General features: G+C 63.0%; 27 protein-coding genes and 1 tRNA gene. 6 read left to right on the top strand and 22 right to left on the bottom strand.

The window, feature by feature from the left end; all coding sequences use genetic code 11:
- Positions 1 to 9: 9 nt before the first annotated feature.
- Both ACZO3G_RS07960 and ACZO3G_RS07955 read right to left on the bottom strand, forming a co-directional pair.
- On the bottom strand, positions 10 to 642 hold the full coding sequence (locus ACZO3G_RS07960; protein ID WP_276873603.1) for a LysM peptidoglycan-binding domain-containing protein: 633 nt from the start codon (positions 640 to 642) through the stop codon (positions 10 to 12).
- 11 nt (positions 643 to 653) lie between these two features.
- The gene (locus ACZO3G_RS07955; RefSeq protein WP_276873600.1) at positions 654 to 2,621 is read right to left on the bottom strand and encodes a tape measure protein; all 1,968 of its coding nucleotides are present in this window, start codon (positions 2,619 to 2,621) and stop codon (positions 654 to 656) included.
- Between the two features lie 168 nt (positions 2,622 to 2,789).
- Here ACZO3G_RS07955 and ACZO3G_RS07950 point away from each other — a divergent pair, with 168 nt between their 5' ends.
- Complete coding sequence (locus tag ACZO3G_RS07950; RefSeq protein WP_276873692.1) at positions 2,790 to 3,065, top strand: hypothetical protein; 276 nt, start codon at positions 2,790 to 2,792, stop codon at positions 3,063 to 3,065.
- Positions 3,066 to 3,213: 148 nt separating this feature from the next.
- Here ACZO3G_RS07950 and ACZO3G_RS07945 read toward each other — a convergent pair whose 3' ends face one another.
- From ACZO3G_RS07945 to ACZO3G_RS07910, 8 genes are read right to left on the bottom strand one after another with little or no spacing between them, the layout of a single operon-like run.
- Positions 3,214 to 3,585 carry a phage tail assembly chaperone gene (locus tag ACZO3G_RS07945; protein ID WP_276873689.1) on the bottom strand — a complete coding sequence of 124 codons (372 nt, stop codon included), beginning with the start codon at positions 3,583 to 3,585 and terminating at the stop codon, positions 3,214 to 3,216.
- Positions 3,582 to 4,016: a phage tail tube protein gene (locus ACZO3G_RS07940; protein WP_418452339.1), complete on the bottom strand. Its 435-nt coding sequence runs from the start codon at positions 4,014 to 4,016 to the stop codon at positions 3,582 to 3,584. Before ACZO3G_RS07940 ends, ACZO3G_RS07945 begins: the two co-directional genes overlap by 4 nt.
- 20 nt (positions 4,017 to 4,036) lie before the next feature.
- Positions 4,037 to 5,101, bottom strand: a complete 1,065-nt coding sequence (locus ACZO3G_RS07935; RefSeq protein ID WP_276873685.1) for a phage tail sheath subtilisin-like domain-containing protein — start codon at positions 5,099 to 5,101, stop codon at positions 4,037 to 4,039.
- Positions 5,102 to 5,105: 4 nt separating this feature from the next.
- Positions 5,106 to 5,561 carry a DUF6838 family protein gene (locus ACZO3G_RS07930; protein WP_276873682.1) on the bottom strand — a complete coding sequence of 152 codons (456 nt, stop codon included), beginning with the start codon at positions 5,559 to 5,561 and terminating at the stop codon, positions 5,106 to 5,108.
- A complete protein-coding gene (locus ACZO3G_RS07925; RefSeq protein WP_276873680.1) occupies positions 5,558 to 6,034 on the bottom strand; it encodes a hypothetical protein in 477 nt (158 codons plus the stop codon). Before ACZO3G_RS07925 ends, ACZO3G_RS07930 begins: the two co-directional genes overlap by 4 nt.
- The gene (locus ACZO3G_RS07920) at positions 6,022 to 6,753 is read right to left on the bottom strand and encodes a head-tail adaptor protein (RefSeq protein WP_276873678.1); all 732 of its coding nucleotides are present in this window, start codon (positions 6,751 to 6,753) and stop codon (positions 6,022 to 6,024) included. The genes ACZO3G_RS07925 and ACZO3G_RS07920 overlap by 13 nt, the downstream gene beginning before the upstream one ends.
- Positions 6,750 to 7,013: a phage head-tail connector protein gene (locus ACZO3G_RS07915; RefSeq protein WP_276873669.1), complete on the bottom strand. Its 264-nt coding sequence runs from the start codon at positions 7,011 to 7,013 to the stop codon at positions 6,750 to 6,752. Before ACZO3G_RS07915 ends, ACZO3G_RS07920 begins: the two co-directional genes overlap by 4 nt.
- A 44-nt stretch (positions 7,014 to 7,057) precedes the next feature.
- A complete protein-coding gene (locus ACZO3G_RS07910; RefSeq protein WP_276873666.1) occupies positions 7,058 to 7,306 on the bottom strand; it encodes a phage major capsid protein in 249 nt (82 codons plus the stop codon).
- A gap of 278 nt (positions 7,307 to 7,584) precedes the next feature.
- Here ACZO3G_RS07910 and ACZO3G_RS07905 point away from each other — a divergent pair, with 278 nt between their 5' ends.
- The gene (locus tag ACZO3G_RS07905; RefSeq protein ID WP_276873664.1) at positions 7,585 to 8,520 is read left to right on the top strand and encodes a site-specific integrase; all 936 of its coding nucleotides are present in this window, start codon (positions 7,585 to 7,587) and stop codon (positions 8,518 to 8,520) included.
- A gap of 76 nt (positions 8,521 to 8,596) precedes the next feature.
- On the opposite strand, the gene ACZO3G_RS07900 is transcribed toward ACZO3G_RS07905, so the two are convergent.
- From ACZO3G_RS07900 to ACZO3G_RS07855, 10 genes are all read right to left on the bottom strand, one after another.
- Positions 8,597 to 8,683: transfer RNA gene (locus tag ACZO3G_RS07900), tRNA-Leu, on the bottom strand.
- Between the two features lie 80 nt (positions 8,684 to 8,763).
- Entirely contained in the window at positions 8,764 to 9,984 is a 1,221-nt protein-coding gene (locus tag ACZO3G_RS07895; protein ID WP_101553051.1) for a cofactor-independent phosphoglycerate mutase, read from the bottom strand.
- Between the two features lie 30 nt (positions 9,985 to 10,014).
- A complete protein-coding gene (thrC, locus tag ACZO3G_RS07890; RefSeq protein WP_276873661.1) occupies positions 10,015 to 11,508 on the bottom strand; it encodes a threonine synthase in 1,494 nt (497 codons plus the stop codon).
- A 506-nt stretch (positions 11,509 to 12,014) separates the two neighbouring features.
- Positions 12,015 to 12,350: a branched-chain amino acid transporter permease gene (locus ACZO3G_RS07885; protein WP_276872589.1), complete on the bottom strand. Its 336-nt coding sequence runs from the start codon at positions 12,348 to 12,350 to the stop codon at positions 12,015 to 12,017.
- Positions 12,341 to 13,102, bottom strand: coding sequence for an AzlC family ABC transporter permease (locus ACZO3G_RS07880; protein WP_276872590.1), 762 nt, complete (start codon positions 13,100 to 13,102; stop codon positions 12,341 to 12,343). The genes ACZO3G_RS07885 and ACZO3G_RS07880 overlap by 10 nt, the downstream gene beginning before the upstream one ends.
- 136 nt (positions 13,103 to 13,238) lie before the next feature.
- Complete coding sequence (locus tag ACZO3G_RS07875; protein WP_121586334.1) at positions 13,239 to 13,646, bottom strand: RbsD/FucU domain-containing protein; 408 nt, start codon at positions 13,644 to 13,646, stop codon at positions 13,239 to 13,241.
- A 19-nt stretch (positions 13,647 to 13,665) separates the two neighbouring features.
- Positions 13,666 to 14,253: an SIS domain-containing protein gene (locus tag ACZO3G_RS07870; protein WP_276872600.1), complete on the bottom strand. Its 588-nt coding sequence runs from the start codon at positions 14,251 to 14,253 to the stop codon at positions 13,666 to 13,668.
- Between the two features lie 62 nt (positions 14,254 to 14,315).
- Positions 14,316 to 15,317 carry a ribokinase gene (rbsK, locus tag ACZO3G_RS07865; RefSeq protein WP_276872591.1) on the bottom strand — a complete coding sequence of 334 codons (1,002 nt, stop codon included), beginning with the start codon at positions 15,315 to 15,317 and terminating at the stop codon, positions 14,316 to 14,318.
- Positions 15,318 to 15,364: 47 nt separating this feature from the next.
- On the bottom strand, positions 15,365 to 16,381 hold the full coding sequence (locus tag ACZO3G_RS07860; protein ID WP_276872592.1) for a LacI family DNA-binding transcriptional regulator: 1,017 nt from the start codon (positions 16,379 to 16,381) through the stop codon (positions 15,365 to 15,367).
- A 369-nt stretch (positions 16,382 to 16,750) separates the two neighbouring features.
- On the bottom strand, positions 16,751 to 17,620 hold the full coding sequence (locus tag ACZO3G_RS07855) for a helix-turn-helix transcriptional regulator (RefSeq protein WP_276872593.1): 870 nt from the start codon (positions 17,618 to 17,620) through the stop codon (positions 16,751 to 16,753).
- A gap of 136 nt (positions 17,621 to 17,756) precedes the next feature.
- On the opposite strand from ACZO3G_RS07855, the gene ACZO3G_RS07850 reads away from it, so the two are divergent.
- The 4 genes from ACZO3G_RS07850 to ACZO3G_RS07835 all read left to right on the top strand — a co-directional run bounded on the left by ACZO3G_RS07850 (position 17,757) and on the right by ACZO3G_RS07835 (position 21,544).
- On the top strand, positions 17,757 to 18,869 hold the full coding sequence (locus ACZO3G_RS07850) for an ABC transporter ATP-binding protein (protein ID WP_101553043.1): 1,113 nt from the start codon (positions 17,757 to 17,759) through the stop codon (positions 18,867 to 18,869).
- A 76-nt stretch (positions 18,870 to 18,945) separates the two neighbouring features.
- On the top strand, positions 18,946 to 19,620 hold the full coding sequence (locus tag ACZO3G_RS07845; protein ID WP_276872594.1) for a YesL family protein: 675 nt from the start codon (positions 18,946 to 18,948) through the stop codon (positions 19,618 to 19,620).
- 171 nt (positions 19,621 to 19,791) lie between these two features.
- Entirely contained in the window at positions 19,792 to 20,496 is a 705-nt protein-coding gene (locus ACZO3G_RS07840) for a carbon-nitrogen hydrolase family protein (protein WP_276872595.1), read from the top strand.
- 4 nt (positions 20,497 to 20,500) lie between these two features.
- A complete protein-coding gene (locus tag ACZO3G_RS07835; RefSeq protein WP_276872596.1) occupies positions 20,501 to 21,544 on the top strand; it encodes a nitrilase-related carbon-nitrogen hydrolase in 1,044 nt (347 codons plus the stop codon).
- A gap of 244 nt (positions 21,545 to 21,788) precedes the next feature.
- On the opposite strand, the gene tadA is transcribed toward ACZO3G_RS07835, so the two are convergent.
- Positions 21,789 to 22,244: a tRNA adenosine(34) deaminase TadA gene (tadA, locus tag ACZO3G_RS07830; protein ID WP_276872597.1), complete on the bottom strand. Its 456-nt coding sequence runs from the start codon at positions 22,242 to 22,244 to the stop codon at positions 21,789 to 21,791.
- Positions 22,245 to 22,249: 5 nt separating this feature from the next.
- Positions 22,250 to 23,242: a CPBP family intramembrane glutamic endopeptidase gene (locus ACZO3G_RS07825; RefSeq protein ID WP_172439299.1), complete on the bottom strand. Its 993-nt coding sequence runs from the start codon at positions 23,240 to 23,242 to the stop codon at positions 22,250 to 22,252.
- Positions 23,243 to 23,504 lie beyond the last annotated feature (262 nt).

Genomic DNA, 23,504 nt, shown 5'->3' with positions numbered 1-23,504 from the left:
GCCACCTCCTTACAGCGTCGGCGGGAAGTTGACGACCTCTCCCACATAGAGGACGTTGGGGTCCCGGCTCCCGAAGTTGTAGGCGGCCAGCTTCTGCGCCATCTGGTAGGACCCGTCCCCGAGGAACTTCCGGGCGATTGCGCACAGGCAGTCCCCGGCCTTGACCGTATAGGGCGGGAGCTGCCTGCCCGTCGATTCCGGTTCCGGCCTGCCGCTGTTCGCGCCGGTGTCCGCCACCTTGACCGCCTTTAGCTGCCGGTACTCCCGCAGGATAATGTCCGCGTAGACGTCGTTTGTGCCGTCCCGCTCCCCATAGCTGACGCTCTGGATGATCGCCGGGATGTTGACCCCCGTCCCACCTACCACAAAGCGGAGCTTCTGTCGTTTCTTCACCCATTTTTCAAGCTGCCCGACATACCTGTTCGGGTCGGAACCGTCCGAGAACGGATAGCGGCTCGCCGGGAAAATGCAGGAAACCTTGATGGTTGCCAGCGTCCCATACCCGGCGAGGATCGCGTCCCCCAGTTGGTGGATGTTGACGACCTCGACGTTGATGCCCTTTTCAACCTGATAGCTGTCCGGCGTCACGGGCAGGACCAGTTCCTTCCCGCCGCCCTTGAAGATGAATTTGCGTCTTGACATACCCGGACCTCCTAAGATATCATCTGCGCCCGGCGCAGCTCCGCAAAGAGCGCCTGCGCGATCTTGTAGATATCCGCTTCTTCCCGCACCGTGATGTTGTTTCCCGTCAGCGTGACGCCTGCGCCGCCCTCCCGGTAGGCCCGCGCCTCCGCCGCCGTAAGCACCCGCTCCCCCTCGTGCAGCCGCGCGAGATAGTCGTCCCGGGGTACGTAGGGCAGGCCGTATGCGTTACCGAGCGCCTGCGGGGTTGCCCGCGCCTCGTTCCCCGGGTCCTGCGCGACGTCGTCGTACCGCTCAAGGGCATCGAGGCCATCCAGGTATTGCGACGGGTCATAGGGGTTGTTTCGCATCATCGCGTCGACTATCCCGCGGGACAACGTTTCTCCCAGCTTCCGACCGGTGTTGTAGTAATCGTCGTTGAGCGCGGTGTCGGCCTGCACGGCTTCGATCAGCGACCTTTGGCTGTCTATTTCCGCCTGCGCGCCCGGTCCCGCCGTATACTCGTTTTGCGCGAGGATCTGCGCCCTCGTGAGGATCTCTCCCATTTTTGCCGCGTCCTCTTCCGCCGCGGCGTCCGCGAATTGACTTCTCATCTCTTCAAACCGCTCCGCCGCTGCCTCTGTGAAGATATCACTGGAATCCGTGACCCCCATCACAAGATCGCGAGCGTCGCGGGCGTACTGCTCCTTCTGGTTTTCCAGGGACGCGTAATATTCTCCTATGAGGCTGTTCGCCTCCTTTGCGCGTTCTCCGCTTTCCCCCGAAAGTGAGGAGATCTCTGCGTCGTAGCCCTCCGTCCGTTTGGAAATAAACCCCTCGCCGTAGGCCGCGTCCATGTCCTCCTGGTAGGATTCTAGGATTCCCTTTTTGCCGTAGTAGGTATCTGCCAATCCGGACGACGTTCCGCCAAACCCCTCCATATACTTCATGATCGCGTCGACAACCCGCCCCGCGTCGAAGTCCTTGACCTTGTCGGCCACCTGGCTCTCCTCGATCCCGAACTCCTTCGCCACGGCTGCGTAGGCGTTGAGGCCTTTTTTGGCCAGGGTTTTCAGGTTCATCGACGTTACCGATCCCGATATCTCCATCGTTTCCAGGGAGGCAGCAATCGTGCTGACTTCGGATTCCGACCAGTTCAGCGACGCAGCGGCGTCCGCGAGCCCGTTCACGCGGTCCAGCGCCTCTTGGGCACTGTTCCCCAGCCCCAGCATATCCGTCGTGAGCGCGCGGGCCATGTCGTAGCTGAAGGGCGGCGTCCTACCGATCTTGATCAGGCTCCTCTGGAATTCGTCCGCCGCCATCGTGTCGTCCTCCAGCAGCGTCTTGAAGGACACCAGGTCTTTTTCCCGCGTCGCCGCCGTGACCGTCCCGGAGGCAATGCGGTTCTGTCGGTCCGCCCGCGCCTCCTCGACGGAGGACTGCACCTGCGCCCGAAAGGCGTCGTCCCCCTTCTCGAACAACTGCGTCGCGGCATTGATTCCGCCGGCTAACGTTCCAAATGCGGCACCGACCGCCGTGCCAAGGCCCGGGAGTACCGATCCAATCGCCGCCCCGGTTAGCGCTCCCGAAAGCGTCGTGGAGATCGCGCTGCCCATTTCGTTTCCAAACATCGAGGAGATCCCTACATTTACCGCGCTGGACGCCGCGTCACCCATCATTTTTCCGAGTCCCGCGCCCGCCAGCCGATTGACCGGGTCGGAGCCAAAGCTGCCTCCGACCCGATTTTCCGCCCTGCTCTGCGCGCTCGAAAAGCTTGCGATGGCCTTCTCCGTGTTGCGCGCCTCGTCCGCTACGAGCTTGAGGTTCCTGCGCACGTTGTCGTAGTTTTCCATCGCCTTGCGAAGCTTGGTGTCGTCCGCCGCCTCGTCGTTCATGTCGGCAAACGCCTTCTGGGCCTCCTTGAGTTCACGCTTTGCCTTATCCGCGTCAATCTGGAGCGTCACCTTTGTTTTATTGAGGGAGTTTAATTTGCCTGACAATCCCTCTAAATCCTTATTAAACGCTTGGTTTGCATTACGCATCGTCGTGACTGCCTGTGTAAAATTGTCCTTTGCCGAGATCGCTATACTAATATCGCGTGCCATAAAATCGCCGCCCATCTAGGAATTTTCGCAAACATATGCTAAAATAATTAAGGAGGTGTCAATATGAAAATCCATGTTAAATCTGTCGCGCAATCATTTTTGATTAAGCCAGTTATTACAGTCAGACTAAATGGGGAAGAGCGTGCTTGGATTAACTGCGGAGACTCGGAGATAATTGAAGCCGCAGACGGCGAAAACACTTTAGAATTCTCCACTTCTTTGAGGAAAAAAAGCGTTCGATTTCAGGCAGCTAAAGACGTTTCCATTACTCTCAAATGGAATAGAATAAGCGGAGGCCTGGAGGCCCTTGTGTCTGGCGAAGATGTAAAAGTCTTATAATAGCGTCACTCCCTGCGCGCCTCCATAATCCGTTCAAAGATCGCCCTCACGACGACCTTTTCCCCCTCGGGCATCCGATAGTACGCCCCCGGAAGGACGTGATGTTCATTGAGCAGCCAGAACATCACGCCCAGTTCCGGGTCGGCGTCTATTTTTTTTTAAGCTCCTCGATGGTGCTCGTCCGGTAACCCGAGAGCTTTTCCACCTCGCGGCTCATGTCGGTGATCTCTCCCGGCAGCAGCAGCCTCTTCACGAGCTCGGCGGGCGTGGCCGCGCCGTACTTGGAGAGCAGCCCCTTGTCCTTGAGATCGGGCTCCACAATCCCGGCCAGCAGGATGTGGACCTCCATCTCCTCCCCCTCGTGCAGCTTCTTGATGTCCGCCACCCGGCTAAAGCCCAGCTCCCGCAGGGTGAACACCACATCTTCCCCGCAGAGCTTCGACAGACGCTTATGCTTAAACTGCTTCGTCTGCGGCTCGGGCACCTCCGCCCGCAGTAGGATATCCAGCGTGCCGCTCATGCCCGGTCCTCCACTTTGTCGAGGTATTCGTAGTCGCCGAAGGTAAACGGGCACTCCACCTTGCCAAAGACGCCCGCCTCCCAGTCCGCGAGCGTCAGGTCGTCGAACGAGACGTTCTTGACCGCCACGCGCTCCGCGCCGTAGGCGTCCGGGTCGTCCAGCTTGGAGATGATCGTGAACCGCGGGTCCTTTCCGGCCCGCGCCTGCTCGCCAATCAGCCTCGCCATGCGCGAGGACACCTTATAGAGCCCCACCGAGCCCTTGCCTGTCATGTTCTTGACCTTGCTGTCCGTCCACATGACGCCGCACTGCGGCACGTCCTCCTTGTTGAGCGTCACCTTCGCCTGGAACTTGTAGCACTCCGCCACCTGTTCCCCGTCCAGCCAGATTTCCCCATGGGTGCCGGACATCACCCGTTTTGCGGATTCCATCGCCATATTCTGTTCCTCCCTTAAATCGTGATCGGCAGTACGATGTCCTCGATCGCGTCGAGGATGCTTACCCGCGCCCGCAGGAACACCTTCGCGTCGGTGTTGGCCTCCTTGATCTGCTGTTCGCTCATATCCGACGTGTCAATTCCCTTGGACTTCAGGTAGTTTTCCTGCGCCGCGAGGTCGAGCTCCACAACCGAGGTGCCCGTCTCGAGGATGCCGGACCGCTCCAGCTCTTCCAGATACCCCTTCACTGCCATGATGAGCAGGCACTTGTTGTCATAGCTGTTCGCATACTTGCCGATGTAGCCGTCCTCGGCGGTCATGCGGATATCGTTCTGGATCATGTCCATCGCTTCGACGATCTTGATCTTCTTGAAGGCTTCTCCCTTCTCCTGCGAGGTGGTCTTAAGGCTGTTCACGCCCCTGCCGACCTTGACCTTCTCGCCGTCATGGAAGAGGACGAACTCGCCGCTGTCGATCGCCGTATCGAGCTGTTCCTTGGTGAGCCGCGTCACGTCGGATACCTCCGCGAGCGGCGCGTAGGTGCAGGAGATCGTCATCGGCGTCCCGGCGATGAGGCCCGCGATGCGGGAACAGAAGGCCGCCGTCGTCACCGAAGCCTCCCCGAGCCGGATGCCGCCGGTCGTGAAGTTCACGACCGCCTCGCTGTCTGCCGCCGTGCCCGGCAGCACCGCCTTGACGGTATGCTTATTGGCGCGTTCGGATTTGACCCAGCTCGCGATCTTCTGCGCGTCGGCGGATTCGGTATCCGGCGCGCCCACCAGATAGTCGAACTGCTGCGTCGCAAAGTAGGCGAGCGCGTCGTCCAGCGTCTTTTCGGTGCCGTCGACCACATAGGCGATCACCTTGCGGGGCGGGTTCACATAGCCGGTGAACGCCCGCTCCAGATACGCCCGGTTTTCCGCGCCGAGCGCCGACGGGATGTCGGTCACGTTGGTCATAATGTGCGCCCCGGCCCCCGCCGCGTCCTCCAGGATCACCGCGACGATCCCCTTCTGCGACCGCTGGATGGCGGTCATGCCGAGGGTTTTAAAGGTGATGTCAATCGAAGGAAGTCCCATAAAATCATCCTTTCAAATTCATGTTGGTTTCCACCGACCCCATTTTTGGGGTCGTGTCGGGCGTCTCGTCCCGCAGATCATGGTAGGAGAACTGCAAATCCACATACGCCTTGTCCCAGTCCCGCCCTCCGGTGGACGCCTTTACGGAAAGCGCCCGTCCGCCCGCCTCCAGATATCCCGGGCGGAACAGGTCCAGGACCCTCTGCTGCCATTCGAGCAGCCGCCGGGTGTCCGAGTTGGAATAGTCGTCCGTCTCGTCAAACACCGTCAGCGTGTAGTAGTCCGTGACCCGTTCAAGGTTTTGCGCCGCATCCTCCCGCATGGTCGTGACAGGCTGCACCAGCAGGCAGGGCCGCAGGAAGTCGGTGGGGACAAGGTCGGTATAGATCCTCTTGAGTTCGGGCAGGGCTTTGGCCGCCAGAACCTGAATCGCGTCCATGACTGCAAGCTGCGTCGTCATTCCTCACCCTCCAGTTTTTTTGCGAACTTTTCCACGAACTGTTCCGCCAGCCGGATCGCCTTTGCTTCAAGGGAGCTGCGCGCCGTCTGGTAAAAGTGATATCCGTTTACATAGGCCATCCGGATGCGCGGGCGGTATCCCGGCTTCCCGGAAGGAGGGCGAATCTTATGCCCGCCTTCAAGATCGTTGGTGATCGCCCCGGCGCTGTTCGGTCCGGTCCCGCCGCCCTCCTTTTCCGAGGCGGCCCGAACAGCCGCATACCCGCCGCCCGAACCGACATGCGCCGCCTGCCAACGGCGTATATCCCCGCTGGAATCGTTGAGCCCGGACGACGAAATCGCGGCGTCCACTTCCTTTTTGGCAAGCTCCGCCAGTTCCTCATGCAGCTCCCGGCGCATTTCCGGGAGTTCCCCCAGCAGATTGGAAAGCGTTCGTCCGAAGTCCACCATTTCACGGGTGTCTACCTCCTGCATCGCATCCCTGCCTTTCCCAAATCTTTTTCAAGGGCTCTCGAGAAAACCTCTTTCACCGGTACCTTCCAGAGAGGTGGATTGTGCAAAAAAATGCAACTTTTCGACCGCCCGTAAAAATTTTTAAGGTTCTTCCATCCGTGTAATCTCATACTCGATTTGTATTCGTCCAGCGTATGGCAAATCCGCACGGCATACCGCGCGTCATTCACCTCCACCAGGCCCGCGATTTTGAGTGAAACCTCTTTCGGCGTCACCAGAACGAATGTCGTCTGCGTCTGTGCCATCGGGGCGTTCTGCGTAAATCCCAGGTACTTTTCCACCAGAACGGCCGGGAATTCCATGACCTTTGGGGGTACTCCGCAGATAGGGCGCTTATACGCATCAACCTGTGCGTCCCGTCGGTAAACCGAACACGTGTCGTCTCTCACCTGTACCGCAGACAGCTCAAGAAGATCCCTTCCCTTTTCGGATATGCCCGTCAGCGTGTACGGCACGCCGCAGAACACAACCCGGTTGTGCTGGGTGATCTCCGTCTCTGCCCGCACATAAAACTTCGTGGAAGTACGTTTTGCCGCCGCGTGGGAGGCGTAAACAGACAGTCCGTTTTTTTCCTCCTTGCCCGCGAAGAGCACTGCGGTGTTTTCCCATGACCCGATTTTGATTTCACCCGATTCCCGCACGGAAAAAGCCTGTATTACCAGTTCATGGTCCATCCTCATCGATAGTCCCCCGCCAGGGCCAGCGCGCACTTAAGATGCTCATAGGCGGCCCGCCACTTTTCCGAATCCTCCGCATACCCAAAGTTTGCTTTGCAATAGAATACAATGGCCCGGACGGTAAGCGGATCGCTATCTAATATCTTATTTGCGCCAGCGAGCCTCAAATCAGTTTTACATGCTTCGATCAATGGTTCGATTTCAACCGTGTCAAATAAATCCCCCTTGATTCTTAGCGCGGCCTTCACTTCGTCCAGTATCATTGCAAACCTCCGTCCCGGCCCCCGAAGGGGCCGGGCTAAAATCATCAGGCGTTTTTCTTGGTGATGGTGACCAGGGAATTTTTGTCGACCACTTTTCCGTCAACAATCATGATCGCCTTGGTTACCATGTCGTCGGTATCGTTGTCCTCGTATTTCTTGACGCCGATGCTGTAGTTGGTGTTGAGAACGTAATCCTTGGAGTTGAAGATAAACGCTACCACCGTGTCAGCGGTCGGCGAATCCGTGTAGCTGGACATGTAGTCGTTAAGGATGACCTGACGGCCCAGCAGCATCCGTTCCGGCCTTCGCCAATCCCGTGGTTGACGCGGGCGATCGGCTGTTTGTTGCTGTCCACCATGCCGACGAACTTCATAAAGGTCGCCTTTGTCATAAACCAGACGGCCCCGTTCTCATAGGCCAGCGGCAACGCGACTTCCGCTTGGATGCCGCCGCCTGGATTGACCGCGCGGCAGATCGAGAAGGAATTGCAGCGGCAAGCGGTGTTGTTTAAAGAACGGTGCAAGGCTAAGTCCGACATATGTTATCATCCGTGGGGTACGCCGAGGTCAGATTGAAGAAGCGAACCACTGATTTGTATCACCAATTTGAGGCGCGTACTTATGCAGCGCTCGGCCATTTGCGCTTGAGCATGATCACAACGAGGAAAGTGCAGCTCTTCATTCTCAACCTTCAGGAGGATGGTATCAACGAGCGTACAGGCCGCACGCTGGCCCCCAAGACCATCAAAAACTACCTGTCATTTGTATCCACGATTTTTGACTATGCGGTCAGCCAGGGCATCGTTCGCGACAATCCCTGTCGCGGTGTCACCCTGCCCGCTATGGTAAAGGAGGAGCGGAAAGTCTACTCCATTGAGGAAGCCCAGCGGTTTTTGGAGCTGCTGGAACAGGAACCGATGCAGTGGCGGGTATTCTTTACCCTCGCCATCTACGGAGGCTTTCGGCGCGGGGAGCTGTTCGGGTTCGAGTGGAAGGACGTGGACTTTGACAGCGGCGTGATTACCGTCAGCCGCACCAGTAACTACACGCCGGATCGCGGGGTATTTACCGATACGCCTAAAACAAAAGGCTCCCAAAGGAGCCTGAAACTGTCGGACAGCGTTATGCAGTTGTTGAGACAGTACCGGGCAGAGCAGACGGCGGAGCGTTTGCGGCTCGGCTCCCAATGGGTGGACAGCGACCGGCTGTTTACCTCATGGAATGGAGCGGTCATCCACCCCAGCAGCGCGTCAAATTGGTTAGAACGCTTCTGCGGCAGGACCGGGATGCGCAAGGTTAACGTCCACTCCTTCCGCCACTTAAATGCAAGCCTGTTGATCAATAGCGGGGCAGACGTCAAAACTATATCAGCAGTTCTCGGCCATGCCCAGACCACCACCACTTTGAACATCTATGCACATACCTTTGCAGTGGCGCAGGCGAAAGCAACCGACGCAGTCGCCGATGCCTTGAGCCTGAAGAAAGGCAGTAAAATAAACACCAAATAAACACCAAAACGAATATCGCAGAAAAATGAAGACCCCGCAAACCAGCTTGTAGAGCCGGTTTGCGGGGTCTAGATCATGGTGCGGGTAACAGGACTTGAACCTGCACAGCCTTGCGACCATTAGAACCTGAATCTAACGCGTCTGCCAATTCCGCCATACCCGCATATCAGCACGATTTCAGCAATCGTGCTTGATTATTATATCATTGGGCTCCCGGCTTGTCAACCGCTTTTCCGGAAAATTTCAGATGCGCTCGTCGAGGAGGAGCTTCTCCATCAGGCGGTGTCCCTCGGGGATGAAAAGCCCTGTCTTTTCGGCGAACGCCTCGGTGTACGCGCCTGCGTGCAGCGGCGATTCGCGGTCGCTGCGGTAGAGGACGAAGGGCACGGGATCGCCGCTGTGGGTGCGGATGGAAAGCGGCGTCGGGTGGTCAGGCATCAGCAGGACGGCATAGTCCTCCCCGCTCGCCTGCAGCGCGGGCAGCAGCCGTCCGAGGATCTCCCGGTCGATCAGTTCGATCGATTTCACCTTGTTCTCCACCTCGTGGCGGTGGCCGCACTCGTCGGGCGCCTCCACATGGATGTAGACGAAGTCGCAGCCGTTTTGTAAGAGGCCGATCGCCGCCTCCGCCTTGCCCTGGAAGTTGGTGTCCACATTGCCGGTCGCGCCGGGCACGTCGACGCTCTTGAGCCCCGCGCAGATGCCGATCCCCTTGATGAGGTCGACGGCGGAGATGACGCCGCCTTTCACGCCGAACCGTTCCTCAAAGGAGGAGAGCGCGGGGCGGGTCCCCTCGCCCCAGAACCAGCAGCAGTTGGCCGGGCGCAGGCCGCGGGAAACGCGCGCCAGGTTGACCGGATGGTCGCGCAGCAGGGCATAGGACCGCTTCATCATGTCGAGCAGCTGTTCGCCGTAGCGACCCTTCGGAAGGCAGTCCCGCACGGGCTTTAAGGAGATGTCGTGCGGCGGCGTGCAGTCGGTGCCCGTCTCGGCGTGGCGCAGCACGAGGCAGTGGCGGTAGCTGATGCCCGGATAGAGGTCGCGCGTTTCGGTGTGGAACTCCCGGTTCAGGAAGGCTATCAGCTCGGTCGACTCGGCCGTCGTGATCTCATCGGAGGAGTAATCGACCATCGTCGCATCCTCGAGCGCCCCCTCCTCCGAGAGGTTCACGAGGTTGCAGCGGAAGGTCACGTCGTCCGCCGCGAGCGGGATGCCCATGCTCACCGCCTCGAGCGGCGAGCGGCCGCTGTAGTAGATCCTGGGGTCGTAGCCCATCACCGAAAGGTTGGCGGTGTCCGAGCCGGGAGGCATTCCCTCGGGGACGGTGCGCGCCATGCCCACGGTGCCGTGCTGCGCAAGGAAATCCATATGCGGCTTGACCGCCGCTTCGAGCGGGGTCCTGCCGCCGAGCTCGGGGACGGGGCGGTCCGCCATGCCGTCGCCAAGCATTACCACATATTTCATACGATCACCCGTTCTGTCAAAATGGGGCGCTCAAATGCCCAACCAGCCGCTTACGGCTTCCTTCATCTTCGCGGGCTCGACCGTCGCGGTAAACCGCTCCGTCTTATCCTGAAGGCCCGCGAGCGCCTGCGGCGCGGGCTGCCCCGAAAGCTCCGCCAGCTTTGCGAGCAGGGCGAAGTCCCCGCCGTCCGCCGCCCTGCCGAAGGCCGCGGGCAGCACGCTGTTCGCGAATTTGAAGGGGCTTGCGGTGGACGCGATGACCGTCGGCGTCCGGTCGCCGGTTTTGGCGGCGTAATCCCGGTAGACATTCACCGCCACCGCGGTGTGGGTGTCGCAGAGGTACCCCGTCTCCCGGTAGACGCCGCGGATGGCCGCGGCGGTCGCCGCGTCGTCGGCGCAGCCCGCCGCGAACTCGCTTTGCAGCTTCGCGAGGACGTCCGCCCCCACCGTGTATTTCCCCGTCTTCGCAAGCGCCTCCATATAGCCGCGCAGGACCTTGTCGTCCCGGCCGCAGAGCAGGTAGAGCAGCCGCTCGAGGTTGGAGGAGATGAGGATATCCATCGAGGGGGAGGTCGTGACATAGAAGCCGCGGTTGCGGTCGTAGGTTCCCGTCGTGATGAAGTCGGTGAGGACGTTGTTCCGGTTGGAGGCGCAGACGAGCTTCCCGACCGGCAGGCCGCAGTGCTTGGCGAAATAGGCCGCCAGGATGTTGCCGAAATTGCCGGTGGGCACCACGATGTTGACCGGGTCGCCGGGCTTGACCCTGCCCGCGTTCAGCAGCTCGCAATAGGCGGAGAAATAGTAGGCGATCTGCGGGACGAGCCGCCCCCAGTTGATCGAGTTGGCCGACGAGAGGATGTACCCCCTGTCCGCGAGCTCCTCGGCGTAGGCGCGGTCGGTGAAGATCCGCTTGACGCCGTTCTGGGCGTCGTCAAAATTGCCCTCGGCGGCGAAGACCATGACGTTCTCTCCCGCCTGAGTGGTCATCTGGAGGCGCTGGATGTTGCTGGTGCCGCCGTCGGGATAGAAGACGCAGATCTTGGCGCCCGGCACGTCGGCGAACCCCTCGAGCGCGGCCTTGCCCGTGTCGCCCGAGGTGGCCACGAGGATGACGACCGTCTTGTCGCAGCCGGTCTTGCGCAGCGAGGCGGTCAGCAGGAAGGGCAGCAATTGCAGCGCAAAATCCTTGAACGCGCAGGTCGGGCCGTGGAAAAGCTCGAGGATGTGGGCGTTTTCGTCGAGCGGAACGACCGGCGCGACCGCCTTGGGCGGGAACTTCTCCGGCGCGTAGGCGCGCGAGACGTATTCCCGCAGCTCGTCCTCGGAAAAATCGGTCAGGAAGCGGGAGAGCACGGCCACGGCGCGGCCGGCGTAGCCGGTCTTGGCCATCGCCTCGATCTCCGAAAGGGAGAACTGCGGCAGGCTTTCGGGCAAAAACAGGCCGCCGTCGGGCGAGAGCCCCGACACGATCGCCTGCGCCGCGCTGACGCGGTGCCCACTGTCGCGGGTGCTGATGTAATCCATGGAAACCAAACTCCTTTAAACTGTGCGCCAATGACACACAACTGTATTCAACTCAACTATCATATCATATTCAGCGGGCTTTGAAAAGCCTTCGGGGGGAACTTTTGAAAAAGTTCCCCCCGGACCCCTCTCAAAACTTTGGGTTCAGGCGGGGCGTGTCGCTTCGCCCTACCCGCGTCCCGTGAAAACCGTTTCGCCCGCCATAAAGAAACGTTTTCGCCCGCCTTTTTTCAAAAGGCGGCGGGTTCTCAGGGCGGAGCCCTGAGCCGCCCGCCGCAGCGGGCGGAACGCCCTGTCCTTCCGGCGCATTTTCTTTGCCGCTTTCTTTTGCAAGAGAAAAGAAAGCGGGGCCGGGCGGGCGGAAAACGGCGCGCCGGAGGCGCGCCACGCGCGAAGCGCGCGTGCGGCCAGGCCGCACGGTTTTCCGCCCCGCCCGCGGGAGCGCCGCGCCTTCCGGGGGGCGCCCGCACCTGCCCGACAACTTCGCGTGGAGGCTGCGCGGAAACTCACACGAACACGACCTGCAGCAGGAACATATAGACGACGGTCGAAATGCCGATGGAGAGCAGGTTGTTGCGCTTCCAGACGTGGATGGCGGCGGCGAGCGCCACGGCAATGATCTCGGGCGCGCCGAAGGGCACGGCGGTAAAGCTGGTATTCCGCAGGCAGTAGATGACGAGAATCGAAATAATCGCGAAGGGCAGGATGCGCCCGAGGTAGACGACCAGCCCCGAGACGGGGCGGTCGTCGCGGAAGACGAGGAAGGGCAGCGCGCGGCAGCAGACGGTGACGGCGACGACCGTCGCGATGACGGCGACTGCCTGAAGCGGACTCAGCGGCATGATCCCGGCGCCTCCTCTCCATCTAAAACATCCCCGGCGGATTCCTCCGCCGGGGGACCGATCTTCCGTTCGATCGTGCGGCGCCCGGCGACGAGCACCGCGACGGTGAGCAGCAGCGCGGGCGGCAGAAAGCCGTCGGTGCCGAACAGCAACAGGCAGACCGCCGCGCAGGCGATCCCCACGAGGGCGGGGATGTGGCTTTTGGCGGTGAGCCACTGCTCGACAAAAATGACGATGAAGAGGGCGGTCATCGCGAAGTCGATGCCCGTCGAGTTGAAGGGCACCAGCTCGCCAATCGTCGCGCCGAGCACCCCGCCCACGATCCAGTAGCTCTGGTTGAGGGCGGAGATCAGCAGGTAGAACTTCCCCCGGTCGCATCCCTCGGGCGTCTTGACCGAGCAGAGCAGCGAGTAGGTCTCGTCGGTGAGCGCGAAGATGAGGTAGGGCTTCTTTTTCCCGAGGCCCTTGAACTTGTCGATGAGGGAAAGCCCGTAGAAGGCGTGGCGCGCCTGAACGGCGAGTGTGACGACCGCCGTCTGCGCCAGCCCCACCCAGCTGGTGAGCAGTTCGACGAGCACGAACTGCATCGACCCGGCATAGACGGTCAGGCTGCACCCGAACGCCCAAAGCGCGTTGTACCCCGCCTTCTGAAGCAGCAGGCCGAACGCCATGCCGACAAAGATGTAGCCGAAAAAGACAGGCGCCGTCGCGGTGAGCGCGGCGCGCAGGGTTTTACTGGTATCCTTTGCCATGGAAACAACCTCGAAACATCAGATTTTGATCTTTCCAATGGTAGCACAATACAGCGCAAAATTCAACCGCAGGCGTGTAAAAAAACCGCGCGGGCAAGGCTGCCCGCGCGGTTTTTTTCTTTTTTACACCGGGCGCTCACGCGACCCCCACGGTGAGCAGGATGTTTGCAAAGACGCGTTTTTCGCCGGTGGAGATCGCCAGCCGGACCTTCGGCTCGCAGCAGGCGCCGTAGAAGGCCCAGCGGTCGAGCCCGTCGAGCGCCATCCCGCCGAGCAGGCGGGTGAAGTCGGCGAAAATTTCCGGGGTGCTGCCGTCCTCGGGCAGCATGACCTCCGCCTTTTCCACATTGATGTTCTGGAGCAGCGTCTCGAGCACCTGCGTGACCTCGGGAACGCCCGCCGTCAGTCCCAGATAGACCTTCTGCGCGCCGCCCGTTTTGGCGTCGAGCGGGTAGTTGCCGTCCGCGATCAAAATCTGGTCGCCGTGGCCGCAGAGGGAGATCGCCTTCATGATTTCCGGGTTGATACAGCCGCCTTTCAGCATGGCGCTTGCCTCCTGTCGGTTATTTTTCGTTGTCGCGGAGCTGGCCGAGCGTCCCGCCCGGATGCCACATGACATACTGCTTCGGGTCGAGCCCGCGGTTCGCCTGCAAAAGCACGCTCAGCCGCTGGAGCACGAAGTTCTCCGCGAGGATCGAGGCGCGCGGCGCGCGGTTGAGGGGGCCGCCCTCGCAGCAGACGCCCGCGAAGAGGTGGGCGGCGCTCTGCTTGGCGAGCCACGAATCGGGATTGCCCGAGACGCCGATTACCTCGCAGCCGTTATTTTTGATCGCGGTGACGGTCGTCTTCATTTCGGCGGTCTCGCCGCTGTTGGAGATGCAGACGACCACGTCGCCCGGCACGAGCTGCCCGCAGGAGCCGTGCACCGCCTCGGTGCCGTGCAGAAAGTAGGTGGGGGTGCCGGTGGAGGAGAGCAGCGACGCGCCGTAGCCGCTCACGTGGCCGGGCTTGCCGATGCCGGTGATGTGCAGGCGGCCGCCCTTCTGCCGGGAGGCGAGGATGAGCTCCGCCGCCTTCACATACTCGGCGTCCTCCACGCCGTCGACAAATTGGTCGAACGCCTCGCGCGCCCTGGCGGTGAACTCCCGCATCGCCTGGATGGATTCCTGTTTCAAGCTGTTGTCGCTCCTTTATCGTGAATTCTGTTTCCGGATTATTTGAGCACGTCGAGCACCGACAGGTCGAAGCTGTCGAACTTCTGCTCCTTCATCAGCGCGATTACCTCGTCGAGGGTCGGCAGCGAGGGCTGCGCGCCTATTTTGGAGACGGTGATCGTGGCGGCGTAGCTGGCAAATTCGAGCGCCTGCGCCGGGGCGAGTCCCGCGCAGACCGCCGTCGTATACGCGCCCACGAAGGAGTCGCCCGCGGCGGTCGGGTCCTTGACCTCCACCACGTCGATGCAAGGACAGTAGTGGCTCTCCCGCGCGTTCGCGACGATCGCGCCGGAGCTGCCCAGTGTGATGATGACGTTCTGTACCCCCTTGGCGAGCAGCGCCTGGACCGCCGCGTCCACGTCGGCGCGGTTGACCTCCTTGCCCTGCTTGCGGATTTCAATGCCCGTCAGGTCGGCGGCCTCGTGCTCGTTGGGGGAGATGTAGCTCAGGTGGGAGAGCAGCTCCGCCGAAAGCGGCGCGGAGGGCGCCGAGTTGAGCATGACCGGAACGCCCTGCTCATAGGCGTATTTCGCCACGAGCTCGTTGATCTCCATCGGGATTTCGAGCTGAAGCATGACCATGTCGTAGGCGGCGATCTCCTCCTTCAGGAAGTCGACCTCCTCCGGCGTGATCGCCATGTTCGCGCCCGGCACCACAATGATGCGGTTGCGGCTCTTCTGGCCCTCCTCGACCTCGAGCGTGATGCTGCCCACGCCCGAGGCGTGGTCCGGGTCGGCCAGGATGTGCTGGGTGTGGATGCCGGAGGCGGCCACCGAGGCGGTCATCTCCCGGCCGAAGCCGTCGTCGCCCACCTTGCCCACCATCGTCACGTCGGCGCCCAGCCGCGCGGCCTGGACCGCCTGGTTGGCGCCCTTGCCGCCGGAGGCGGTGTTGAAGCTCTTGCCGATCACCGTTTCCCCGGAGTTCGGGAACCTGCCGGTGGAGACGATGAGGTCCATCATAAAGCTGCCGACCACGAGGATCTTCGGTTTTTTGTACATAGCTGCATCTCCTTTATCAAGTTGGTCCGATCAGATAATCCCTTTCGTCACGGCCGCGCGGGGCCGTGGGATTCGCGCAGAGTCAGCCCGGCGGGCAGGAGGACCGTCCGTTCGGGCGGCTCGCGCCCCTCGATCAGCCCGATCAGCATCTCCGCTCCCTTCGCGCCCATCGCAAAGGCGCTCTGGCGCACCGCCGTGATCGGCGGGTTCGCGATCTCGGTCCAGTCGTAATCGTCGAAGCCGACGACCGCCACCCGGCCGGGAATGGCGATCCCCGCCCCGCCCAGGTATTTGACCAGCCCCATCGTCAGCACGCTGTTGGCGGCAAAGACGGCGTCCGCCCCCTGTCCGACGAGCTCGCGGGCCGCTTCCCGCCCCGCCTCGATCGAATAGTCGAGCCCCAGGCGGACAAGCCCGGGGTCGAGGGGGAGCCCGCGCGTTTCAAGCGCCCTCCGGTAACCGGCATAGCGGTCGTAGGCGGTCGAGAGGTCGAGCGCGCCGCCGAGGTAGCCGATGCGCGCGCGGCCCGAATCGGCCAGCAGGCCGACGGCCTGCTCGGCGGCGGATTCGTTGTCGCAGCAGACGAGCGGCAGGTCGCAGCCGTCGAGCCGGCGGTCGAGCAGGACGGTGGGCAGGTCGACGCCCGCGAGCAGCTCGTCGTAACGGCTGTGGCGGCTGTTGGGGACGAGCAGGAGCCCGTCGATCCAGCTCTTTTTGAGCACCGAGACGCTGTCCAGCCGGATATCCGACCTGCGCTCGGAATAGGTGGAGACGATCAGGTCGTAGCCGCGCCGCTGGAGGGTGTCCTTGACGCCGCCGAGCACGTCGAAAAAGAAGCAGTTGGTCGAGTTGCCCGGCTCGGTGGAGGGGATGATCAGCGCGATGATGTTGGATTTCTGGGTCTTGAGCGCCCGGGCGGCGAGGTTGGGCCTGTAGCCGGTCCGGCGGATGGCCTCCTCGACGAGCCGGCGGCTCTTTTCCGACACGGGACGGGTCCCGTTGATCGCGTGGGACACGGTGGTGATCGAAAGCCCCGTCATGCGGGCGATTTCGCGGATGCTCACGCCTTTCCTCCCCCTTCCCGCGCAGGCTTTTTCCGTGCCAAACGTTTTCGCGCAAACGTTTGGCATCCGTATTTATCTTACACGCTTCCGCGGTTCCCTGTCAACGGACAGCCTGCACAAGAATCCCGGGGGCCTCTTGGCGGAAACGCCCGAATCGGGAGGCCTGCGCATGGTGAAAGGCCCGGCGTTCCGGATGGAACGCCGGGCCTTTTTCGTTGGGCAACGCGGTGGCTGTGGTGGGGCGGCGCGACCGGCCCGAGCCAAAGCCTCCCCAAAAGCGCCAAAGGGCAAACGGCGGACGCATTCCCACACGGGCGGCGGCTCCGGTGGGGCTGGGAGGCCGGTCTGAGCCAAAAGCTCCTCCGGGGGCTAAACGTAATGCACGCCCTCAAAGGCGTCGAGCCGGGGGAGGTCCCGGCCGGGGAGGGGGGCGGAGGCGCGGGCGCGGTATTCGCCGGGGGATTCGCCGGTGAGGCGGCGGAAGACCTTGCAGAAATAGTTGGCGCCCGCGTAGCCGGTCATGTTGGCCACCGTCTCCACCGGGTATTCGCGGTTGAGCAGGAGGAGCTTGGCGGCGTCGATCCGCTCCCGCTGGAGGAACTTGCCGGGGGACTCCCCGACCTCCGCCGTAAAGGTGCGGATGAGGTGGGACTTGCTCACCCCGAGCTTTTCGGCAAGCTCGTCGACGCCCGCGAGGAAGGCGGGCTCGGACCGGATGAGGTCGATGGCGCCCTGCACCAGCTCGCTGCAGGCGTCCGCGCGGGGCGCCGCCGCGCAGAGCTCCATGAGGATGCGGTAGGCCGCCTCGCTCGCGGCAAAGGGGTTCTGGAAGCCGCCCGTCTGCGCGCGGCGGCAGAAGTTCCACAGCAGGCCCGCCGCGCGGCATCCGGCGTGGGGGCGCAGGAGCGCGCCGTCGCGCGCCAGCAGCGCGGCCAGCTCCCGCGCGTTTTTGAGGAGCAGGTAGGCGCAGTCGGCCTTCCCCTCGGGCAGCAGGCGCAGGGCGGAGGCGTCCCGCGTGACGAGGAAGCACCCCGGCTCAAGGCGGAGGGACTCCTCCCCGAGCAGGGCGGACGCGCGCCCCCCGCAGAGGTGGAGCAGCAGGACCGCGTGCCCCGTGAAGGAGAGCGGCGCGCCCGCCTCCAGCCGCCCGCACTCTGCCGGAAGCACGCCGGGAAAGCCCGCGGGGGCGCGCAGCCCGAGGGGACAGCGTCCCGGCCTGATCTCATCGATCGCAGACATCAATAAATCACCATCAATATCAATAAACTACCATTGTATTTGATAGAATCCCCGATATAATAAGGATTATAGGGGATATCCAAAGAATAACATATCCATGATACAAAATCAACATTTTACTATAGGGGGCTATATTATGGCAAGCATTTCCCTCCGCCACATCTTCAAGGTCTATCCCGGCAACGTGACCGCCGTGAGCGATTTCAACCTCGAGATCGACGACAAGGAGTTCATCATCCTCGTCGGCCCGTCCGGTTGCGGCAAATCCACCACCCTGCGCATGATCGCGGGGCTCGAGGAGATCAGCAAGGGCGAGCTCTACATCGGCGACAAGCTGGTCAACGACGTGGCCCCCAAGGACCGCGACATCGCGATGGTCTTCCAGAACTACGCGCTCTACCCGCACATGACCGTCTATAAGAATATGGCGTTCGGCCTTCAGCTGCGCAAGACCCCCAAGGAGGAGATCGACCGCAAGGTGCATGAGGCGGCCAAGGTGCTCGACATCGAGCACCTGCTCAACCGCAAGCCCAAGGCGCTTTCGGGCGGACAGCGGCAGCGCGTCGCGCTCGGGCGCGCGATGGTCCGCGACCCGGCGGTCTTCCTGCTCGACGAGCCGCTCTCCAACCTCGACGCCAAGCTGCGCACCGCGATGCGCTCGGAGATCACCAAGCTGCACAAGCGCCTGGGCACCACCTTCGTCTACGTCACCCACGACCAGACCGAGGCGATGACGATGGGCGACCGGATCGTCGTCATGAAGGACGGCTTCATCCAGCAGGTGGACACCCCGCAGAACCTCTACGACAAGCCGTGCAACATCTTTGTCGCGGGCTTCATCGGCTCCCCGCAGATGAACTTCCTCGATGTCACGATCCAGAAAAAGGGCGGCGGCTACGCCGCGATGTTCGGCGATCATGAGATCAAGATCCCGGCGGGCAAGGCCGACGCCGGCACCCTCGACGCCTATGTGGGCAGGACGGCGACCCTCGGCATCCGCCCCGAGAACCTGCACGACGAGGAGGCCTATTTCGGGCTCGATACGGCGAGCGTCATCGACGCGGACGTCGATTTGGCCGAGCTGATGGGCTCGGAGATCTTCCTCTACCTCACCAGCGGCGAAACCAAGCTGGTCGCCAAGGTCCCGCCCCGCAGCGGAGCCAAGGACGGCGACCGCATCAAGATCGCGATCGACTGCACCAAGATCCACCTCTTCGACAAGGAGACCCAGCAGGTCATCTTCAACTGACATGCACTGCGGCTCCCGGCGGCGGTTTTACCCGCCGCCGGAGCCTTTTTCCATCTTCAGAAAGCGAGGTGTTCCCGTGGGACTCTTCGGAAACTACGCCAAGCCCGGCCCCGGCATCCCCAAGGACGCACCCCCCAAAAGGGGGCTGGCACTCTTTTTCGACGTGCTGTCCCGCGAGTTTTTCGAGCTCGTCAAGCTGAACCTGCTCTACCTGCTCTTCTGCGTCCCCGTCGTCACCATCCCGGCGGCGACCACCGCGATGTGCCGGGTCACCCTCACGATGCTCCGCGACCAAAACCACTTCCTCTGGCACGATTTTTTTTCCGCCTTCCGGCGGGAGTTCAAATGGTCGACCCTGCTCGGCCTGCCGCTGCTCGCGCTGATTTTGCTCTGCGACGGGGCGCTGCGCTTTTACGGCGCGGCCGCCCTCGCCTCGCCCGTCTATGGTATTCCCCTGTTCGCCGGCGGGGTGCTGCTCCTGCTGCTGCTCTGCGCGGCGCTCTACCTCTTCCCCATGCTCGCGCTCGTCGACCTGCCACCCCGGCAGGCGCTGAAAAACACCCTGCTGCTCGCCCTGCTCTGCCTGCCGCGCAACCTGCTCGCGCTGGCCGTCATCGGCGCGCTCGGCTTCCTCCTGGCGGCCACCCTGCCGATGTCCCTCATCTACCTGCTGCTCATCGGCTGCTCCCTCACCTGCCTGGTCGCCTGCTTCTGCGCCTACGGGGGGATCCGGAAGCATGTCCTCCGGTAGCCTTCGTCATATGCCCACCGTCCGCCTCAAAGCGGCGGAAGAAAGGGGCCGCCCGAATGGGCGGCCCCTTTCTTTTCCAGCGCCTCCCGCGTTTGCAATCCGCGGGCGCGGATGGTATGATAAACGCAAGAAACCAACGGCGCCGCCCCGCGGCGAAAGAAAGGAATCCGCATGGAGCTTTTCCCGATTGAAATACGCCCCCCCTTCCAGCCCCCCTCGGAGGACGCGAAGCTGGTGCTGCTGGCGGACGGCGGCATCCATTTTGACGGCGCGGACCTGCGCCGCCACCTGTCGCGGTGCGTGCGCTATGCCAGGGAGCACCGCGTCCACCTCGTGAGCGGCCTTTTCGTGCACGAGGGGAACCTCTGCCTCTGCCTGCTCGGGCCCGACGGGCAGGCGCTCTGCCGCCAGCCCGCCCTGAACCTCTCCCTCCCGCTGCGGGGCGCGCTGCGCCCGGGGGAGCGGGCCGAGGTCGTGCACACCGAGCTGGGAAACCTCTTCCTCTGCGTCGACGCGGACATCTACCACCCGCAGGTCCTCCGGACCGCCGCGCTCAAGGGGGCGGACGCCGTCCTCTCGGTGCAGTGCCTCGACCCGGCGGAGGAGACCCCCGAGCGCGTCCTCTGCACCGTCTGGAACGCCGCGCAGAGCAACAACGTCTATGTCGCGAACTTCGCGGCGGGCGGCGCGGTGGTCTGCTGCCCCGCGCCCGTCACCCGCGCGGGGGACGGATACCTGGTGCGGCGCACCGACGCGCTGCCCGTGCGGTTCGCGCTCAACATGGAGCGGCTCGACGAGATCCGCGCCCGGTTCGAGCTGATGGAACAGATCAACCCGGCGCTCGTGGAGAACTACGCCGCCGAACTGGGGAGGTAGCCGCATGTGGAAAGCGATTCTGGGGCTGCTGACCTTCCGGCTGTCCTTCGCGGCCACGCCGAAAAAGATCGCCGCCTTCCTCGAGGGCAAGGGGGAGACCGACCGGCGCAACGCCGAATTCGCCGCCCCGGAGGCGGTGCGCGGGGCGGCCGTGCAGCTCGCGCCCCGCGCCTACCGGGACTGGAAGGACTACGCGGGGGAGATCTACCGGCTGGCCAAATCCGCGGTCGACGCGGGCGCGCAGGTCGTCGTCTTTCCCGAGTACGTGGGGCTCGCCCCCCTCACGACCGTCCCCGGCTGGAAGCGGATGCTCCGCTGGATGTTCGGCGGGACCCTGCCCGCCCTAGACGGCCCCTTCCCGCAGCCCGTGGACGGACGGCTGGAGCCGGTTGCCGCGGCGCTTCACGGCTACCTCTACGAGCTCTACATGTATACCTTCAGCACGGTTGCCCGCCTTCAGCACGTCTACCTCGTGGCGGGCAGCGCCCTCTTCTGGGAGGAGGGGCGGCTGATCAACCGGTGCGTCGTCTTCGGCCCCGACGGGCAGCCCGCGGGCGCGCAGGAAAAGATCTGCGCGATCGGGCCCGACCGGGCGCTCGGCGTCGAGCCCTCCGAACTCATCGAGCCGGTCGAGACCGCCGTCGGCCCGATCGGCGTCGTGCTCGGGACGGACGCCTATTACTTCGAGTGCTTCAAAATCCTGCGGGAGCAGGGCGCGCGGCTCATCGCCGTCCCCGGCGTGGGCGGCGGCATCCTGCCCGACCTGCTGCGCTGCCGCGCCAATGAAAACGGCGTCTACGCGCTCTACGCCTGCTACGCCTCCGGCGGCGCGGCGCGGTGCGGCATCTTCGCCCCGCTCGATGCCACGCCGGGCAAAAACGGCGTGGTCGCCCTCGCGGACGGCCCGCAGGCGTGCGCGCTCGCGGCGCGCACCAACCTGGAAAAGCTGCACCTCGCGGTCATAGAGGGGGAGCCGAACGCTCCCTTTCTCGCGGAGGACTACCTGCACAGCTACCGCTACTGCGGCAAGCTGCCGCTGCTCGGCTGAAACAGAAAAAACCGCCTTCCGCGCCGCGGGAGGCGGTTTTCACGCCGCGCCGCCGGAGGGCGCGGAGCAAAAAAAAGACGAGCCTCGCGGCCCGCTGACAGGTGAAGTGATCTGGAGATAAAATCAAGGAGGGGGGATTAACTTAGAAACGCTGAGTTTCTAGGGGTTATTATAACACACCCGCCCCTCCAATTGGTGAACAAATTGTGAACGGACACAAGATATTGTGTCCGTTTTGATATTTTTATCGACAGCTACGCAATCTTTGGAAGAAGGCGGAGAGCTCCGCCGCGCACGCCTCCGCGAGCACGCCCCCGACCACCTCGGGGCGGTGGTTGAAGGGGAGCGCGGCAAAGTCGCTCACCGAGCCGAAGCAGCCCGCCTTGGGGTCGCGCGCGCCGAACACCACCCGGCGGATGCGGGCGTTGACGATCGCGCCCGCGCACATCGGGCAGGGCTCGAGGGTGACATAGAGGTCGCACCGGTGCAGCCGCCAGCCGCCGAGCTTTCGGCAGGCCGCGTCGATCGCCTCGAGCTCGGCGTGCGCCAGCGCGTTTTTGCCCGTCTCGCGGCGGTTGAAGCCGGTGCCGACGACCTCGCCGTCCCACACCGCAACCGCGCCCACCGGCACCTCGCCCAGCCTCGCGGCCTCCCGCGCCAGCTCGAGCGCGAGGGACATGTAGGATTCATCGGTCCGCATGTCGGTCACATCCTTGTAAAGCTCAGGTAGAAAATCCGCAGGTAGAGCGCCAGCAGCAGGAGCATCGGGAAGTTCACGAAAAACCTGCGGTAGCGGGTCCGCTCCCGCAGCGGGCAGCCGCAGGGGCGCAGGGAACCGTCCAGCGCGAGCTTCTGAAAGAGATACCAGAAGCCGAGCCCGCCGGCGCCCAAGTAGACGAGGAATTCCAGCCCCTGCAGGGCCAGCGTCCCAAGGTCGCTCATGTTGACGGTGACGATCGAAAGCAGGACGACCAGGAAATTGTTGAGGAAGTGGATGGCCATGCTCGTCCAGATCGAGTTGGTCTTGACCATGAAGTAGCCGAGCGCCGCGCCCAGCAGGAAGGCGTTGGGGAACTGGACCATATTGCGGTGGAGCAGCCCGAAGAGCAGCGCCGACACGACAATCGCGAACCGGTCCCCAAAGGGGCGCAGGGAGCCGAGCACCACGCCGCGGTAGGTGAATTCCTCGATGAGGGCGGGCAGGGCGGTGGCGTTGAAGATGTAGAGCGCGGCGGCGGCCGGGTCGCCGGGGATCTCCATCGGCAGGTCGGCGGGCAGCAGCCCGAAGAAGGAGAAAAAAATCGACGCGGCCAGCGAAAGGAGCACCCCGATGACCGAAAGCCCCAGCACGACCGCCGCCGAGGCGGCGAGGATGGGCGGATGGGGCGGATCGTGCGGGACCTGCCGCAGCCGGAAGCCGAGCACCTTCGCGTAGGCGAGGTAGGGCAGCAGGAAGACGGTCAGGTAGACCGCCAGCGAGAAGAGCTCGTTGGCGATGGCGAAGCCGCGCTGCCCCGCGCCGGCGCGGTCGAGCGCGCCGACGATCCAGCCGATGACCGTGTCCGACTGGACGAGGTAGAGGCAGAGGATGTTGACGATGATGGTGAGCGAAAGCAGCGCGCTCTGCATCCGCAGGCGCGAGGCCGCCTCCGCCGGGCCGGGCCGGAATTCCGGCGCCTGCTGCTGGTATTGGCACATGGGCTTGTCCCCTTGTCTATCAAAAAGGCCGCGCGGGCGGCCCGGGTTTCTCTCCGCGTCATATCGCACGGCGGCGGGGCTGTGGGGCCTGCGCGCCGCGCGCCGTTTGCCACGGGCGGACGCTGCCGGCATTCGGCCGATCGCCCGCGCTTATTATAACATAAACCGCGCGAAATGCGAACCCTCCCGAGAATTTACAATTCCGTCATCTTTTATCCTGCCCGGGCGGTTGACAAATTTCCCGCGAGCGGATATAATATCA

The sequence above is a fragment of the Anaerotruncus sp. genome, from assembly GCF_057433415.1.
This window is presented reverse-complemented; position numbering and strand designations above follow the sequence as displayed.